The 15391-nt window shown below is 54.5% G+C and carries 14 protein-coding genes; 11 read left to right on the top strand and 3 right to left on the bottom strand.

The window, feature by feature from the left end; all coding sequences use genetic code 11:
* Positions 1-23: 23 nt before the first annotated feature.
* Together CPH17_RS09935 and CPH17_RS09930 are read right to left on the bottom strand one after the other, a co-directional pair.
* The gene (locus tag CPH17_RS09935; protein ID WP_074398570.1) at positions 24-401 is read right to left on the bottom strand and encodes a SirB2 family protein; all 378 of its coding nucleotides are present in this window, start codon (positions 399-401) and stop codon (positions 24-26) included.
* A gap of 42 nt (positions 402-443) precedes the next feature.
* Positions 444-1649, bottom strand: a complete 1206-nt coding sequence (locus tag CPH17_RS09930) for an NnrS family protein (RefSeq protein WP_096299339.1) — start codon at positions 1647-1649, stop codon at positions 444-446.
* Positions 1650-1931: 282 nt separating this feature from the next.
* Here CPH17_RS09930 and CPH17_RS09925 point away from each other — a divergent pair, with 282 nt between their 5' ends.
* From CPH17_RS09925 to CPH17_RS09875, 11 genes are all read left to right on the top strand, one after another.
* Positions 1932-5702, top strand: coding sequence for a nitrate reductase subunit alpha (locus tag CPH17_RS09925; RefSeq protein ID WP_096299337.1), 3771 nt, complete (start codon positions 1932-1934; stop codon positions 5700-5702).
* A complete protein-coding gene (gene narH, locus CPH17_RS09920; RefSeq protein WP_074397581.1) occupies positions 5699-7261 on the top strand; it encodes a nitrate reductase subunit beta in 1563 nt (520 codons plus the stop codon). Before CPH17_RS09925 ends, narH begins: the two co-directional genes overlap by 4 nt.
* Entirely contained in the window at positions 7254-8042 is a 789-nt protein-coding gene (gene narJ / locus CPH17_RS09915; protein WP_074397580.1) for a nitrate reductase molybdenum cofactor assembly chaperone, read from the top strand. The genes narH and narJ overlap by 8 nt, the downstream gene beginning before the upstream one ends.
* 12 nt (positions 8043-8054) lie before the next feature.
* Positions 8055-8738 (top strand): respiratory nitrate reductase subunit gamma, encoded by a 684-nt coding sequence (narI, locus tag CPH17_RS09910; protein WP_074397579.1) that lies wholly within the window; start codon positions 8055-8057, stop codon positions 8736-8738.
* 12 nt (positions 8739-8750) lie between these two features.
* A complete protein-coding gene (locus tag CPH17_RS09905; protein ID WP_074397578.1) occupies positions 8751-9563 on the top strand; it encodes a peptidylprolyl isomerase in 813 nt (270 codons plus the stop codon).
* A 9-nt stretch (positions 9564-9572) separates the two neighbouring features.
* Complete coding sequence (locus CPH17_RS09900) at positions 9573-10862, top strand: molybdopterin molybdotransferase MoeA (RefSeq protein WP_231896472.1); 1290 nt, start codon at positions 9573-9575, stop codon at positions 10860-10862.
* A 150-nt stretch (positions 10863-11012) separates the two neighbouring features.
* On the top strand, positions 11013-11702 hold the full coding sequence (locus CPH17_RS09895) for a VIT1/CCC1 transporter family protein (RefSeq protein WP_096299335.1): 690 nt from the start codon (positions 11013-11015) through the stop codon (positions 11700-11702).
* A gap of 285 nt (positions 11703-11987) precedes the next feature.
* Complete coding sequence (locus CPH17_RS09890; RefSeq protein ID WP_096299333.1) at positions 11988-12929, top strand: DnaJ C-terminal domain-containing protein; 942 nt, start codon at positions 11988-11990, stop codon at positions 12927-12929.
* Between the two features lie 3 nt (positions 12930-12932).
* Positions 12933-13238, top strand: coding sequence for a chaperone modulator CbpM (locus CPH17_RS09885; protein WP_096299331.1), 306 nt, complete (start codon positions 12933-12935; stop codon positions 13236-13238).
* A 235-nt stretch (positions 13239-13473) separates the two neighbouring features.
* Positions 13474-13977 (top strand): hypothetical protein, encoded by a 504-nt coding sequence (locus CPH17_RS09880; RefSeq protein ID WP_096299315.1) that lies wholly within the window; start codon positions 13474-13476, stop codon positions 13975-13977.
* A 52-nt stretch (positions 13978-14029) separates the two neighbouring features.
* Positions 14030-15043, top strand: coding sequence for a GGDEF domain-containing protein (locus CPH17_RS09875; protein ID WP_082934280.1), 1014 nt, complete (start codon positions 14030-14032; stop codon positions 15041-15043).
* A 12-nt stretch (positions 15044-15055) separates the two neighbouring features.
* Here the strand turns inward: CPH17_RS09875 and CPH17_RS09870 are convergent, their stop codons facing one another.
* Positions 15056-15385 carry a TraR/DksA family transcriptional regulator gene (locus tag CPH17_RS09870; RefSeq protein WP_231896471.1) on the bottom strand — a complete coding sequence of 110 codons (330 nt, stop codon included), beginning with the start codon at positions 15383-15385 and terminating at the stop codon, positions 15056-15058.
* Positions 15386-15391 lie beyond the last annotated feature (6 nt).

Raw genomic sequence — 15391 nt, 5'->3', positions numbered from 1 at the left:
ACCAGGCCTGATCTCTCTGTAGCTTAAAAGAACGGCGTACGGTGTGTCGCGACAGCCAGGATATAGATAAACACGATGACCGCGGCAACCGCCGCTCCGGCGCGTATCTTTGGCGTTTTGCCACGCTTGATGGCGACCGTGCCCAGCAAAATGTAGATCACCAACGCGGCAATTTTAGCGCTTAGCCAGCCCGGTAGTGGCCAAAAGTTGAGCGTAACGGCAAGCGTAACTCCCAATGCCAGCAGAGCCGTATCAATAATGTGGGGCACTACTTTGACCCACTGCGCCTGAAGCACTCGTCGTTCTTGCACTGACCAGTATGCTCGCAGGATAAAAAAAGCCAGGGTTGCATAGGCCGCTGAGATATGAAGATGCTTAAGTAATACATAATGTTCTACCACGTTGTTCTCCTGTCGCTTGATGGCCAACCACCATCGATCTCCTTAACCATCGTTGCCGTCAGCCCGGGCAGTGAAAAGCGGTACGGTATAGTGCAGCAGAAATATCAAATAGCTAATGCACCAGGCGATGATCACGATGCTGTACACCCATTGGTTTGAGTAAGGAAATAACACCAGCCACACCGAGCGAAGCAGCGCCGCTAAAAGTAGTACAGTCAGCGCTACCCCTATACCAGGTAATGTTTGGATAGGGCGGCCGGTGTGGCCGAGTGAGACTCTTGCCATCATCGCCAAGATCATGGTGCCCATACTGCCAATGGCTAGCGCATGAAGGGCGCTTTCGACGTGCTGCCCCGATATCAATTGCCAAGCCCACATTACTAGCCCTAAAGGGATAAATGCGTAGCTGGCATGTAGCCCCCAAAGAAGTGGTTCCCGAAAGCTTCTCCATCCTTGCCAATGGCTTAAGCGCCAGGCATTGCTCACGGCAGCTATCAACATTAGCGCCGCCATCAGCTTATTGGCGCGTAGATCACTAAGTAGGCTCACCGCCCGCAAGATGACGATTGCCGCCAGGGTGCCGATGCTGGCTAGCTCCAGTAGGCGATAGCGCGCTGGCTGGTCAAATCCCAATTTTCGGGATGTAAAAAATGGAATCATACGCCCGCCCAGCAGCACCATAAGCAGGGTAATAACCAGCATGGCAAAATGGCTTGCTTCACGTATGAAAAGCGCGCTGTTGTTGATAGCGCCGGGATTGATAACAGCCATGTGCATCGAGATATTGGCGACGGCTAACGCCAGGAGCACTGGAACGAACATCAGGTTGCGCCACATGCGAACGGCAATGACGCGTTTCGCCATGGCCAGTGCCACTAGCGGTAAAAACGCCGCATCCACTAGCAGGATTAGCCATCCAGGCAGGTAGGCGAAGGCAATAAGAATCCGTGCGGTCAGCCAAATGATCAACAAAGCCAGTAGTGGCCAGCCAGAAAGGCTAGGCCGGCCTGTCCAGTTTTGTACGGCTGTCAGTAAAAAACCCGCGATAATGGCGCTGCCAAAACCAAACAGCATTTCATGTTGGTGCCACCACAACATTCCACCATGGGGCGAGAGCCAAACATTCCCGTGCCAAAAGCCAAGCCATACGAGCATGGCGAGTACACTGAATAACGCGCCAAACCAAAAGAAAGGTCGAAACGCCAGACGCATCAGCGGTAAGCGTTGGGAAAGGGAGGGAACGGCCATGGTGGCACCTATTAAGACAGGACGTTTTATGGAATTACGGCGCTTATTGCTCGCGGTTTAAACGTGCGTGCTTATCCGCAAGGGTTGCTGATAAAAGCCGTTATCAGCAAGCCATTTCGGGCGTCTATCCCCAGTGATGTCGGCCATCTATCACCTAAGAGGTAGAGGTGGGTTATATGGAGGTAACCGGGCAGATATTGGCGTTTTAATCACCCAGAATCGATCTCCAAGGTGCCTTTCACCAGGCACATTGCTTTCCTTTGAAAAGCCTGGAGATCGACCATGAGTCATTTCATTGACCGGCTGAACTTTTTTCGCAAAGCGCGAGAGCCCTTTGCCGATGAGCATGGCGAAGTCCGCCAGGAGGACCGCCAATGGGAAGACAGTTATCGTCGACGCTGGCAGCACGATAAAGTCGTGCGATCAACGCACGGGGTTAACTGCACAGGCTCTTGCAGCTGGAAAATTTACGTCAAAAATGGCTTGGTCACCTGGGAAACCCAGCAGACCGATTACCCGCGCACCCGCCCCGATCTGCCCAACCATGAGCCTCGCGGCTGCCCCCGTGGGGCCAGCTACTCCTGGTACATGTACAGCGCCAACCGCTTGAAGTACCCGCTGATAAGAAAGCCCTTGCTTAAGCTGTGGCGTGACGCGTTGGAAGAAAACAAAGATCCGGTAGAAGCCTGGGCGTCCATCGTCAGTGATCCAGCCAAGACCAAAGAGTACAAGCGGGCACGCGGCATGGGCGGCTTTGTGCGGGCTGACTGGGACGAGCTTAACGAGCTGATCGCGGCGTCTAACGTGTACACCGCTAAACAGTTTGGTCCTGACCGTATTATCGGTTTTTCGCCGATTCCCGCCATGTCGATGGTCAGCTATGCCGCAGGCAGCCGCTACCTGTCGCTGATTGGCGGTGTGTGCATGAGCTTCTACGACTGGTACTGCGATTTACCACCTGCCTCGCCGATGACCTGGGGCGAGCAGACCGATGTGCCCGAGTCCGCCGACTGGTACAACTCTGGCTACATCATTGCCTGGGGCTCCAACGTACCCCAAACCCGCACGCCGGATGCGCACTTTTTTACCGAAGTACGCTACAAGGGCACCAAGACCGTCTCCATCACGCCGGACTATGCGGAAGTCTCCAAGCTCACCGATGAGTGGTTATCTGCCAAGCAGGGCACCGATGCGGCGCTTGCCATGGCCATGGGGCATGTGATTCTCAAGGAGTTTCACCTGGAAAACCCCAGCGCCTACTTTACGGATTATGTGCGGCGCTATACCGATATGCCATGTCTGGTGGAGCTGGAGCAGCGCGCCGACGGCACGTTGGTACCCGGCCGCCAGCTACGCGCCAGCGACTTTGCCGACAACCTGGGGCAGAGCAATAACCCCGAGTGGAAAACGCTGGTGTGGGATGAAACCCGCCATCAGCTAGTGGTGCCGCGGGGCTCGATTGGTTTTCGGTGGGGCGAAGACGAAGCCAACCAGGGCAAGTGGAACCTGGAACCCCTTGATGCGGAAGGAGGGGAGATCAAGCCCTTGCTTAGCCTTGCCAGCCAGCACGACGCCGTGGCCCGCGTGGCGTTCCCGTATTTCGGCGGTATCGAGCACGAGCACTTCGACCACGTGGCCGGTGACAATGGTGACCTTTTATACCATTGCCTGCCCGCCAAGCGACTGAGCAAAGCCGACGGCAACGACGTGCTGGCGGTGACCGTTTTCGACCTGATGTGTGCCAACTACGGGATCGACCGAGGGTTCGGCAAGCCGGGCGAAGACGACGGAGCCACATCTTATGATCAGATCAAGCCGTATACGCCTGCATGGCAAGAGAAGATCACCGGGGTCTCCGCTGAGCAAGCCACGCGCATTGCCCGAGAATTTGCTGACAACGCCCATAAAACCAATGGCCGCAGCATGATCATTGTGGGTGCCGGTATGAACCACTGGTACCACATGGACATGAACTACCGCGGCCTGATCAACATGCTGGTGATGTGCGGCTGTATTGGCCAAAGCGGCGGCGGCTGGGCGCACTACGTCGGCCAGGAAAAGCTGCGCCCACAGACCGGTTGGCTCCCGCTGGCCTTCGGCCTGGACTGGACGCGCCCGCCACGCCATATGAACTCCACCTCCTTCTTCTACAACCACTCGTCGCAGTGGCGCTACGAAAAGCTGGAGATCAAGGAAATCCTGTCGCCCCTGGCGGATACCTCGCGGCATACCGGCAGCCTGATCGATTACAACGTGCGCGCCGAGCGCATGGGCTGGCTACCTTCAGCGCCACAGCTGTCGACCAATCCGCTGCGCATTGCTCAGGCGGCTAAAGCCGCGGGCATGTCGAGCAAAGATTACGCCGTCGAGCAGTTGAAAACAGGTGCGCTGTCCTTTGCTGCCGAAGACCCGGACAACCCGAAGAACTTCCCGCGCAATATGTTTATCTGGCGCTCCAACCTGCTAGGCAGCTCCGGCAAGGGCCACGAGTATATGCTCAAGTACCTGCTCGGCACCCGTCACGGCATTCAGGGCAAAGATCTGGGCGATTTCGGCGGCCAGAAACCTGAAGAAGTGACATGGCACGATGAGGCACCGGAGGGCAAGCTCGACCTGCTGGTAACGCTGGATTTCCGCATGTCGACCACCTGCCTGTATTCCGACATCGTGCTGCCCACGGCGACCTGGTACGAGAAAAACGACCTCAACACCTCGGATATGCACCCGTTTATCCACCCGTTAACGGCAGCCACCGACCCTGCATGGGAGTCGCGCAGCGACTGGGATATCTATAAAGGTATCGCCAAGGCGTTTTCGAAAGCCTGCGTGGGCCACCTGGGGGAAGAGACCGACCTGGTCACGCTGCCCATGCAGCACGACTCCCCTGGCGAGCTGGCCCAGGTTAACGTGAACGATTGGAAGAAAGGCGAGTGCGAGCCGGTTCCTGGTAAAACCATGCCAGCGCTCATGGAAGTCCAGCGTAATTATCCCGAGACCTATGAGCGCTTTACGTCGCTGGGCCCGGCGCTTGAGAAACTCGGAAATGGCGGCAAAGGCATAAGCTGGAACACCGATTCTGAAGTAGAACTACTGGGTAAGCTAAATAAACGTAAGCTGACAGGTTCTTCGAAAGGGCGGCCGTGTATCGAGTCTGCGATAGACGCCGCGGAAACCGTGCTGACACTTGCGCCCGAAACCAACGGCCAGGTGGCGGTCAAGGCCTGGGGCGCGCTCGGCAAGATTACCGGTCTCGACCACACCCATTTGGCGCGGCCCAAGGCAGAAGAGAAGATTCGATTCCGCGATATCGTCGCCCAGCCGCGCAAGATTATCTCAAGCCCCACCTGGTCTGGCCTGGAAGACGAGCACGTTTCCTATAACGCCGGTTACACCAACGTCCACGAGTTGATTCCCTGGCGCACGGTAAGCGGTCGTCAGCAGTTCTATCAGGATCACCCCTGGATGCGAGACTTCGGCGAGAGCCTGTTGGTCTATCGCCCGCCGATCAATACCAAGGCAGCGGAAAACTTCCAGCTTCCCGAAGACAACGGCTTCAAGAGCAAGGCGCTGAACTTCCTGACGCCGCACCAGAAGTGGGGGATCCACTCCACCTACTCCGATAACCTGCTCATGCTGACGCTGAACCGCGGCGGCCCGGTGGTATGGCTCTCCGAAACGGATGCCGGCGAAATCGGCATCGAAGACAACGACTGGCTTGAAGTCTACAACGCCAACGGCTCGATTGCCGCCCGCGCCGTGGTCAGCCAGCGCGTCAAAACGGGCACGGTGATGATGTATCACGCCCAGGAGCGCCAAGTGAACGTGCCCGGTTCTGAAATCACCGGTACCCGTGGCGGTATTCACAACTCAGTAACCCGCGTGTGCCCCAAACCCACCCACATGATCGGTGGCTATGCGCAGCTTTCTTATAGCTTCAACTACTACGGCACGGTGGGCTCCAACCGCGACGAGTTCGTGCTGGTGCGCAAAATGAAACACATCGATTGGCTCGATGGCGAAAATAACGACACCGTCCAGGAGGCCGTGAAATGAAGATTCGCTCGCAAGTCGGCATGGTCTTGAACCTCGACAAATGCATCGGCTGCCACACCTGTTCCGTTACCTGCAAAAACGTCTGGACCAGCCGCGAAGGCGTTGAGTACGCCTGGTTCAACAACGTCGAGACCAAGCCCGGTATTGGCTACCCAAAAGAGTGGGAAAACCAAGCCAAATGGAAGGGCGGTTGGATGCGCCGCCGCGACGGCAAAATAGAGCCGCGTATCGGAGGCAAATGGCGTGTGTTGGCCAACATCTTCGCCAACCCGGACCTGCCCGAAGTCGACGACTACTACGAACCGTTCGATTTTGATTACCAGCATCTGCACACCGCCAAGCAGGGGGATCACCAGCCGGTTGCCCGCCCGCGTTCGCTGATCTCTGGCAAACGGATGAACAAAATCGAGTGGGGGCCCAACTGGGAGGAAATCCTCGGGACTGAGTTTGCCAAGCGGCGCAAAGACGTTAATTTCGAACAGGTGCAAGCTGACATTTACGGCCAGTTTGAAAACACCTTCATGATGTATCTGCCGCGCCTGTGCGAGCACTGCTTGAACCCGACCTGTGTCGCTAGCTGCCCGAGCGGCGCGATCTACAAGCGCGAAGAAGACGGCATTGTACTGATTGATCAGGACAAATGCCGCGGCTGGCGGATGTGTATCTCCGGCTGCCCGTATAAGAAGATCTACTACAACTGGAAAAGCGGAAAATCCGAAAAGTGTATCTTCTGCTACCCGCGTATCGAGTCCGGCCAGCCGACGGTTTGCTCGGAAACCTGCGTAGGGCGTATCCGCTATCTAGGCGTACTGCTTTACGACGCCGATCGCATCGAAGAAGTCGCCAGTGCCCCCAGCGAGCAGGACCTTTACCACCGTCAGCGGGAGATCTTCCTGGATCCGCATGACCCCGAGGTGATCGCCCAGGCAAAACAAGACGGCATTGCCGATAACGTCATCAAGGCGGCGCAGGAATCCCCCGTCTATAAGCTGGCCATGGACTGGGGTCTGGCACTGCCGCTGCACCCTGAGTACCGCACCTTGCCCATGGTCTGGTACGTGCCGCCGCTGTCGCCCATTCAGTCGGCTGCTGAGGCCGGAAAGGTCGAGTTTGACGGCGTACTGCCCAAGATCGAGTCGCTGCGCATCCCCGTCCAATACCTTGCCAACATGCTTACCGCCGGCGAGGAAGCGCCCGTTGTGTTGGCCCTAAAACGCTTAATGGCCATGCGTGTCTACATGCGCGGCAAGCACGTGGAAGGCAGCGTTAATAGCGAGGTGCTGGATGCGGTCGGCCTCACCGAAGCCCAGGTAGAAGACATGTACCGCTACCTGGCGATTGCCGACTACGAAGATCGTTTTGTGATTCCCACCAGCCACCGCGAGATGGCCACCGATGCATTCCCCGAGCGGGGCGGTTGCGGCTTCAGTTTCGGTGACGGTTGCCATGGCGAAAGCTCAGCAAGCCTGTTCAATGGCCGTTCGACCACCACGACCTTGGTAAAGCCGGTGGAAACCTACGACCCACAAGCTCAGCAAGAGGATGCGCGCCATGGGTAACGTTGCTGAAAATATCATCCCACCCGTTCAGCAGGGCATGTTGAGCCTGCGTGTGCTGGCGCGGCTGCTGGATTACCCCACCACCGAGCTACAGCAGGCGACGGGTGAGATGATCGACCTGCTGGACGCTGAAAAACGCTGGCGTGCCCCATTGCGTCAACAGTTGATGACCTGGTGTCAGCGGATTGCAGATGCCGACCTGCTGGAGCTGCAAGCGGAGTATGTCGCGCTGTTTGATAAAGGCCGTGCAACCTCACTGCTGCTGTTCGAACACGTGCATGGTGAGTCGCGCGACCGAGGGCAGGCCATGGTGGACTTGATGAACGAGTACCAGGCCGCCGGGTTCGAGTTGGACGCCCGGGAATTGCCCGACTATTTACCGCTCTTTCTGGAATACCTGTCGACACGGTCCGAAGGAGAGATCGCCCGCTGGTTAGGCGAGATTCAACACATCCTGGCCCTGCTGACGGCGCGTATGGAAGCGCGTGATGCGGATCATGCGTTAGTGCCGTATGCGCTATTAGCGCTGATCGGCGCAGAACAAAACGTCCACGCCCACCGTGACGAAGTGAGCGCAGAAGCGCCTGATGACACGCCGGAAGCATTGGACGCCGTATGGGAAGAGGAGGCAGTGCGTTTTTCAGCAGACTCTGACCAGGACTGCGCGCTGCAATCTGCCGAAGGGCGCCGCCTGGTGGAGCGCAAAAAGTCGGTACCCAGCGACCCTATTACCATCATGCCCAGCAGTGTTTCTGCCGCGTCCAGCCTAACAGAGCGCTAAAGGAGAACTCCCATGGTTAGCGACTACCTTCATCAACTGATCTATGGCTACTATCCATACCTTGCCGGCACCGTCTTTTTGCTTGGCAGCCTGCTGCGCTTTGATCACGGCCAATACACCTGGAAAACCGGCTCAAGCCAAATGCTATCGTCAAAAAATATGCGTCTGGCGAGCAACTTGTTCCACATCGGTATCATCACCATCTTTTTTGGCCATCTGGTAGGGCTATTGACCCCGCACTGGGTCTACGCCCCTTTTATGAGCGCGGGCACAAAGCAAATCATCGCCATTGTAGTGGGCGGTATTGCCGGGGTTATGTGCTTGGTGGGCGGTGCCATGCTGGCCTATAGGCGTCTTACTAATGCACGCGTTCGCGCGTCTTCAAGCCCCATGGACACGTTCATGATTTTGCTGCTGGTCGTGCAGGTGTCACTCGGTTTGCTGACGATTATTCCGGCAATGAACCACCTTGATGGCGGGGTGATGATTCAACTGGCTCACTGGGCGCAGGCGGTTGTTTTCTTCCAGGGCGGCGCTGCCAGTTATCTCGAAGGCGTGGGCTTCATCTACAAGCTGCACATTCTGGTCGGCTTGACGATTATCCTGGTCTTTCCCTTCACGCGCCTCGTTCACGTCTGGAGTGCCCCTTTTAGCTATCTCACTCGCCGTTATCAACTTGTGCGCAAACGGGGTTAAGGAGTCGTCAACATGCAAATGATCGATATTGAACAGCTGCCCGGCGCAGAGGCGTCCACACCGATTAGTGTGGGCGGCCAGGATATTGCGGAAAGCGACATTGCCAGCGAAATGCAGTATCACCCGGCGGATTCGGCAGGTAGTGCGCAGGTAAAAGCCGCACGCGCACTGGTCGTCAAAGAGTTGTTACGCCAGCGTGCTGAGATGCTGGGCCTCATCGACCAGGGCGGCGATGCCGACGATCAGGTGATTGCCGAGCTGCTCGAAAAAGAGCTGGTGGTGCCGGAGCCTACAGATGCAGACTGTGAACGCTTCTACGCGCTTCACCCCGAACGCTTTTGCGAGCCCACCCAGCTTAACGTGCGGCATGTTCTGCTAGCCGCTGCCCCCGACGATGCCCAGGCGCGCGATGCGCAGTACCACCAGGGCGTCAGTCTACTTGACACACTTAAGCAGCATCCGGAACGCTTTACCGAATGTGCCATGCGGTATTCTGCCTGCACCTCCAACGAGCAAGGTGGTGAGTTGGGTTGGTTGCTGCCAGGGCAAACGGTGGCGGAGCTTGACCGTGCGCTGAAGCACCTACCGGAAGGCTTGCATGAGCGGCCTATCGCATCGCGTTACGGCTGGCACCTTGTCATGGTGGACAAGCGGCAGGAAGGGCAGCCATTACCTTACGCGGACGTGGCCGACCAGGTACGCCTTAGCTTGTACGAACAGGCGACCCGGCGCGGCCTGCGGCATTACCTACTGGCCCTTGAAAGCGACATCGGAGTAACCGGCATCGCCATGGATGAAGAAACCGGCAACGCACTAATGCAATAGGTAAAAATAATGGCGTTTGCACTGAGCGGAGAGGCTATGAATTGCGGCTGTACTGATAGAGTAACTAACCGTCTGATCGAAGTGTTTGCCGCTCGGCAGCAGCTCATCAAGGCGGCTGCCCCACCTAAAGAGCCTGAGCGCATTTCTCTTGCCGACGCCTTTGGTCGGGTATTGGCGAAGCCTGTCGTCGCACCGCTGGATATGCCGGGTGTCGACAATAGCGCCATGGATGGCTATGCACTTCGAACGTTGGACTATCAGGCTGTCCATCAACGGGGTGGATTGCCTGTCATGCTGCGGGTTCCTGCTGGGGCTGGCGTTTTTGCGTTACCTGAGGGCGGGTGCGCGCGCATCTTTACCGGCGCGCCAGTCCCTCTCGGAGCCGATGCGGTGATTCCCCAAGAGCGGGTGACAGTCGACCTTCAAGGACATATCCACATTGATGGTGTACCTGAGCCAGGGGCGAATATTCGCAAGCAAGGTGAAGAAACCAGAGCCGGTAGTACGTTACTGCCTCAAGGTAGTTATCTTGATGCGCCTGCGATTGCCCTATTGGTAAGTCACGGTATTCATAACATTGCGGTTAATAGGCGCCTTCGCGTTGCCATGTTCTCAACGGGTGATGAACTGATCGAAACCGGAGTTGAGCGCTCGCCAGGGCAGGTATATGACAGTAATCGTGCGATGCTCAATGTGCTACTCATGCAGACAAATTGCCAGGTAGTGGATTTGGGCATCGTTTCTGATTCCCCCCGCTTACTGCACCAAACATTTTCCCAAGCTCAAGCAAACGCTGATTTGGTTATTTGCACCGGTGGCATATCGGTGGGAGAAGAAGATCATGTTCGTACCGTTATTGAGCAGCGAGGAGGCCTGCATTTTCATGGTGTCGCGATAAAACCGGGAAAACCCTTTGCATTTGGCTATCTAGGTTCAGCTCCGTCGTCACCCACACCATTAATTGCCTTGCCGGGCAATCCTGTTGCGTCGCTGGTGGGGTGGCAGCTATTGGGACGACCATTTGTTCACGCTATGCAGAACAGGCAGATAGAGCCTTTGGAGCATTACCCGGTAACGGCAGGATTTACACGTCGAGGCCCACGTGGGCGATGTGAGTGGTTGCGGGTGGTGCTTGAGTGGGCAGATGGGGCACCCATTGCCCAGCTCGCGGGTGGCCAGGGGTCTCATATGCTCACTGGGGCAAGCCAGGCTGCTGGTTACCTAATGGTTAATGCTGGGACAGATATTCTTGAAGGTGCTGCCTACCCGTACTATCCCGTTTATCAGTTTTGCTCTTAGCGTCATACATATGGACTTATGCGTCCCTTGAAGTTGCAGCATCTCACCTATTGCCGAGATTATTTTTTGGATGAATTGCTAGCTAAGCTGTATTAGCGTGAATGCTATCTTCGTATCACGCTTTGAAAAAAGCTCGCCGGGGGTAAGCACATGCTACATAAAGAGCACCACCGGTCTCATCGTGCCGGTTGGCTACGTGCTGCAGTTCTGGGTGCGAACGATGGGATTGTTTCCACGAGCAGTCTAATACTGGGCGTTGCAGCAGCGAATACAGCTCAAAGCGATATCATGTTGGCGGGCGTGGCGGGGCTCGTGGCAGGTGCAATGTCGATGGCGGCTGGAGAGTATGTATCTGTTAGCTCTCAAGCTGATACCGAACACGCCGATCTCGATATTGAACGCAAAGCGCTGGCTGAGCATTACGATTTTGAGCAGCAAGAGCTTGCTGCTATTTACGAATCGCGTGGCGTCGCTCCTGAGGTTGCAAAAATAGTCTCCGAACAACTTATGAATCATGATGCCTTGGGTGCTCATGCCAGAGATGAAATCGGCATCACTACAACCAGTCAAGCGCGCCCAGTTCAGGCTGCATTATCATCAGCTGCAACTTTTACCACTGGTGCGCTCTTGCCTTTGCTGGTGGCTTGGTGGGCCCCGTCGTCACAGCTTATCGTGCAGGTGTCCCTCTTTTCGTTATGTTTTCTAGCCTTTTTGGGAGCCATTGCAGCGCGTGCAGGTGGTGCACCAATGATCAAAGCGGCAGTGCGAGTCATGTTCTGGGGGGCATTGGCAATGGTTTTAACATTTGCCATAGGGCGCTTGTTTGGGGTGGTCACTTAACTATGTGACCAGCTGGAAGTGCTATCAACGCTGGAATACTGTGTTATACCAATTTGTCAGCCACTCTCGTACGTCGCGACGTAATTTATAGGTCAACAAACACGTCGCACTGCGTCGGTTTTACTCTGCGACACACCGAGTGTTTAGGAAAATCTATCTATAGGCGCCTTTCCTCCAGGCGTACAAAGTGGTCCTCGACTATTCTTTAGCTATTAACTGCTTGTTACACGGGATACTTGGCAGATCATTGCCTGGAGCCTATTCCGACGACCGGAGGCTCTTAACGTGGAATTTAAGGATTACTATCAGGTGCTCGGCGTAGTAAAAACCGCAACGGCCGAGGAGATTAAGAAGGCCTACCGCAAGCTGGCCCGCAAGTTTCATCCTGATGTCAGCAAAGAGCCGGATGCTGAGCTGCGGATGCAGGAAATCAATGAGGCCAAGGCAGTGCTGTCTGATTCCGAGAAGCGTCTTGCCTATGACCAACTGGCTCAGCAGTATCATTCTGGTCAGAACTTTCAGCCACCGCCGGACTGGGATGCAGGTTTTGAGTACAGCGGGCGTGGCTTTGAGGAGGCCGACCTCGGTGAATTCAGTGACTTCTTTGCCAGCCTCTTCGGCCAAGGCGCCCAGCAAAGGGGAGGAAGGGGCGGCTACCAGATGCGCGGCGACGATCGTCACGCCAAAGTTATTATTGATCTCGAAGATGCCTATCTCGGCGCTACTCGTTCAATCACGCTGCATGGGCCGCAGATCGATGCACAAGGTCACGTCAGTTCTAAAGAACATACGCTCAATGTGCGGATACCAAAGGGGGTTAAAGCGGGCCAACATATCCGACTCTCGGGTCAAGGTGGCCCTGGTATCGGCGGTGGACCTGCGGGAGATTTGTTTCTTGAGATCTATTTTACACCTAACCCACGTTATCGGATTGAAGGACGGGATATACATCAAACAGTACCGGTTACGCCCTGGGAGGCTGCTTTGGGGGCCCACATAGAGACTCCCACGCCGTCTGGAGTGGTGAAAGTGAAAGTGCCTGCAGGCTCCCAAACTGGGCGCCGGTTACGCTTAAAAGGCCGCGGTATTCCCGGGCCTGAGCCAGGCGATCTTTATGTGGGGTTAGAGGTAGTGCTGCCCCCGGCCGATACTGACAAGGCACGGGCGCTCTATGAAACCATGGCGCGGGAACTGGCTTTCAATCCGCGCCAACGGAAGGGAGGCTAGGCAATGGTACATCGGGCTATTAACAGTGGTGATCTGGTCGACGAGGCGACCCTGACCCTCGACGAGTTGGCGCGTGCCTGCTCGGTGGAAACCAACTGGATCATCGAACGCATTGAAAGTGGCCTATTGGCCGACGGATCGCCTTATGTAGCGAGTTGGCGCTTCACCAGTCATGACTTGACCCGAGCCAGGCGAATGTATCAGTTGGAGCGCGATTTTGAGGCTGCGCCCGAACTGGCCGCATTGGCGACTGACCTGATCGAGGAAAATCAGCGCCTCAAAGATCGATTGCGTGCTGCTGGGCTTTAATAAAATCTTTTGTTGATCAGATAGTAACTAAACCGACGACTCCAGTCATATGATCAGCGAGTAAGACATTAAAATATTAGTCTTAATGCTATTTAATTGGTTTTGTGATGCCTCTGTTGCTGTGTTTTTTAATTGCAACATAAAAGTTGATGGAAGTCATGGAAGCTAAACTTTAATCCCCTCTATGATGCCTTTTTACATTCCATAAAGTGCGCGTTATAGAGAGGGAAGTCCCATGAACGATCTTACAGCGCTTACGTTTTTACCCCAAGAGCAAATCCTTTTGACACACTCCCATGAAACCATAGAGCTAAATCGATACCGGTGGCTAGCTCTGACCTTTCTACCCTTTGATTCATCTGTCAGCGGGTTGATGAACGCTATCGGCTTGGAGTGCGTGCACCGCCTTTGCAGTTTGCAAGAAGTGGCACAGAAAATGGAGCTCGGTGCTTGCGTTAATAATCTTGACAAGCTGGTGGAAAGGCCCCTGATTAATAACAATAGCCAGCATTTTTTTATAATAGATAAATCCATGGGACATCAAGTTCTCATCATGGCTGAAGAAGCTGCCAAAGTGTCATGCGATTTTTTTGGCTGGCTGCTAGAAACCAATGCGATACCTGAGCTGCACAATATCTTTTTTGCCTTCGTAGCCCAGAAAGAAAAAGAATATCGTATACTTCAGGAATGTCGCCTTCAGTGGGGTGTGGGTGTTTCTGATTTATCAATCGCGGTATAAAAAGAAGGCAGCATTTAAAAGTAAATGCTGTCATGCCGAGGTGGTTACGTTCATGATTTCTTCAATAAATTATGACCCGGGTTTGTTTAGCTATTTTGATAGTAATGCGAAGTCAGTAGCCAACAGTCTGTGGGATCATTGTCCTGCGCAGGTGATAATTGTTGGTATTGTAGAGAAGGATGATTTTGTTATTGAAAAAATATATCCGCTGCAGAAAGCTTGCCTAGGAAATGAAGTAATAAGTGTGGGTAAACCTCTCAGCTGTTTGTTACCACCCCCATTGGGTGGAGAGTTGGTTATGCGCTGCGCCCAATGTGTAGAGGAAGGGCTACCAATTCAATACGAAGTGACGGGTGGCTACATTGACGGAGATAGTTACCAGCGCAACTTGCAGGTTCTTCTACTTCCCATCATAAACCAGAGTAAAGTAATTAGGCATCTGCACTGTATTGTCTTAAACGCTAATACGATCAATTATGCTCAGGTTGCCAAATACTCCGAACAAGAAGTGGAGCGATGCGTTCTAGAGCGCACCGCTGAATTAATGGCAACGAATCTACAATTGACTTATTTGGCCACCCATGACGGCTTAACTGAAACCTATAATCGTCGCCACCTTATCGATTTGGCTAATGCTGAGTTTAAGCGAGTGACCCGCTATGGATTATCGCTCTGCCTTATGATGCTGGACATCGACCATTTTAAGTCTGTCAACGATGAACAGGGACATGCTGCGGGCGACGATATGCTGAAAACTGTTGCACATCTGATGCGCTCTACGGTGCGAGATTGGGATTTGGTCGGGCGCTATGGTGGCGATGAATTCATTATTATATTACCCGATACCGATATTCAGAGCGCCAAGGCGATTGCAAACCGACTGAGTAACAATCTGAAAGCTGCCAACCTTACTGTTAGTCTTGGCATTGCTACGCTTGAGCCGAGTGATCAGTCCATCGACGATGCGATTAGTCGTGCCGATCATTTGTTGTTGAATGCCAAGCGAAACGGCCGTAACCGTATCGAATGCGGATCTTTTGGCTCCAATACTGATAGTGTGAAATAACGATAACGATGTCTAGGAAGTAGCGCACTTACTGCATCGTGTTGCATAAGGTAAGGCGTTGAGGCGATGTACTTCGATCAGTTCGCCACATATCTCACAGTAATCTCCTATCTTGGCGTCAATACGCGTCATGGCTTTGTCGATTTTTACCAGCTCTGCACGTGCTTCGTTATCCAAAAGGTCGACGACATCATCACTTTGAATTTCTAGCGCCTGCTCTTCCAGATCTTTATCCAAGGCGCCATGAGTATGGTGTTGATGCATGTCGTAACGTTGGATACGCTCAAGTATTTCTTCTCGGAGCTTCTCAAGTTGTGTTCTTCTGTCATTCACGATCATCATGTGCGC

The organism is Halomonas sp. hl-4, from assembly GCF_900215475.1.
Lineage (GTDB): Bacteria > Pseudomonadota > Gammaproteobacteria > Pseudomonadales > Halomonadaceae > Vreelandella.
Note: the sequence above shows the minus strand (reverse complement) of the source record. Positions and strands in the feature narration are given on the sequence as shown.

Coding starts and splice junctions, on each gene's coding strand:
- CPH17_RS09930 (WP_096299339.1), bottom strand. CDS start 1,649: ATGGCCGTTCCCTCCCTTTCCCAACGCTTACCGCTGATGCGTCTGGCG.
- CPH17_RS09925 (WP_096299337.1), top strand. CDS start 1,932: ATGAGTCATTTCATTGACCGGCTGAACTTTTTTCGCAAAGCGCGAGAG.
- narH (WP_074397581.1), top strand. CDS start 5,699: ATGAAGATTCGCTCGCAAGTCGGCATGGTCTTGAACCTCGACAAATGC.
- narJ (WP_074397580.1), top strand. CDS start 7,254: ATGGGTAACGTTGCTGAAAATATCATCCCACCCGTTCAGCAGGGCATG.
- narI (WP_074397579.1), top strand. CDS start 8,055: ATGGTTAGCGACTACCTTCATCAACTGATCTATGGCTACTATCCATAC.
- CPH17_RS09905 (WP_074397578.1), top strand. CDS start 8,751: ATGCAAATGATCGATATTGAACAGCTGCCCGGCGCAGAGGCGTCCACA.
- CPH17_RS09900 (WP_231896472.1), top strand. CDS start 9,573: ATGGCGTTTGCACTGAGCGGAGAGGCTATGAATTGCGGCTGTACTGAT.
- CPH17_RS09895 (WP_096299335.1), top strand. CDS start 11,013: ATGCTACATAAAGAGCACCACCGGTCTCATCGTGCCGGTTGGCTACGT.
- CPH17_RS09885 (WP_096299331.1), top strand. CDS start 12,933: ATGGTACATCGGGCTATTAACAGTGGTGATCTGGTCGACGAGGCGACC.
- CPH17_RS09880 (WP_096299315.1), top strand. CDS start 13,474: ATGAACGATCTTACAGCGCTTACGTTTTTACCCCAAGAGCAAATCCTT.
- CPH17_RS09875 (WP_082934280.1), top strand. CDS start 14,030: ATGATTTCTTCAATAAATTATGACCCGGGTTTGTTTAGCTATTTTGAT.
- CPH17_RS09870 (WP_231896471.1), bottom strand. CDS start 15,385: ATGATGATCGTGAATGACAGAAGAACACAACTTGAGAAGCTCCGAGAA.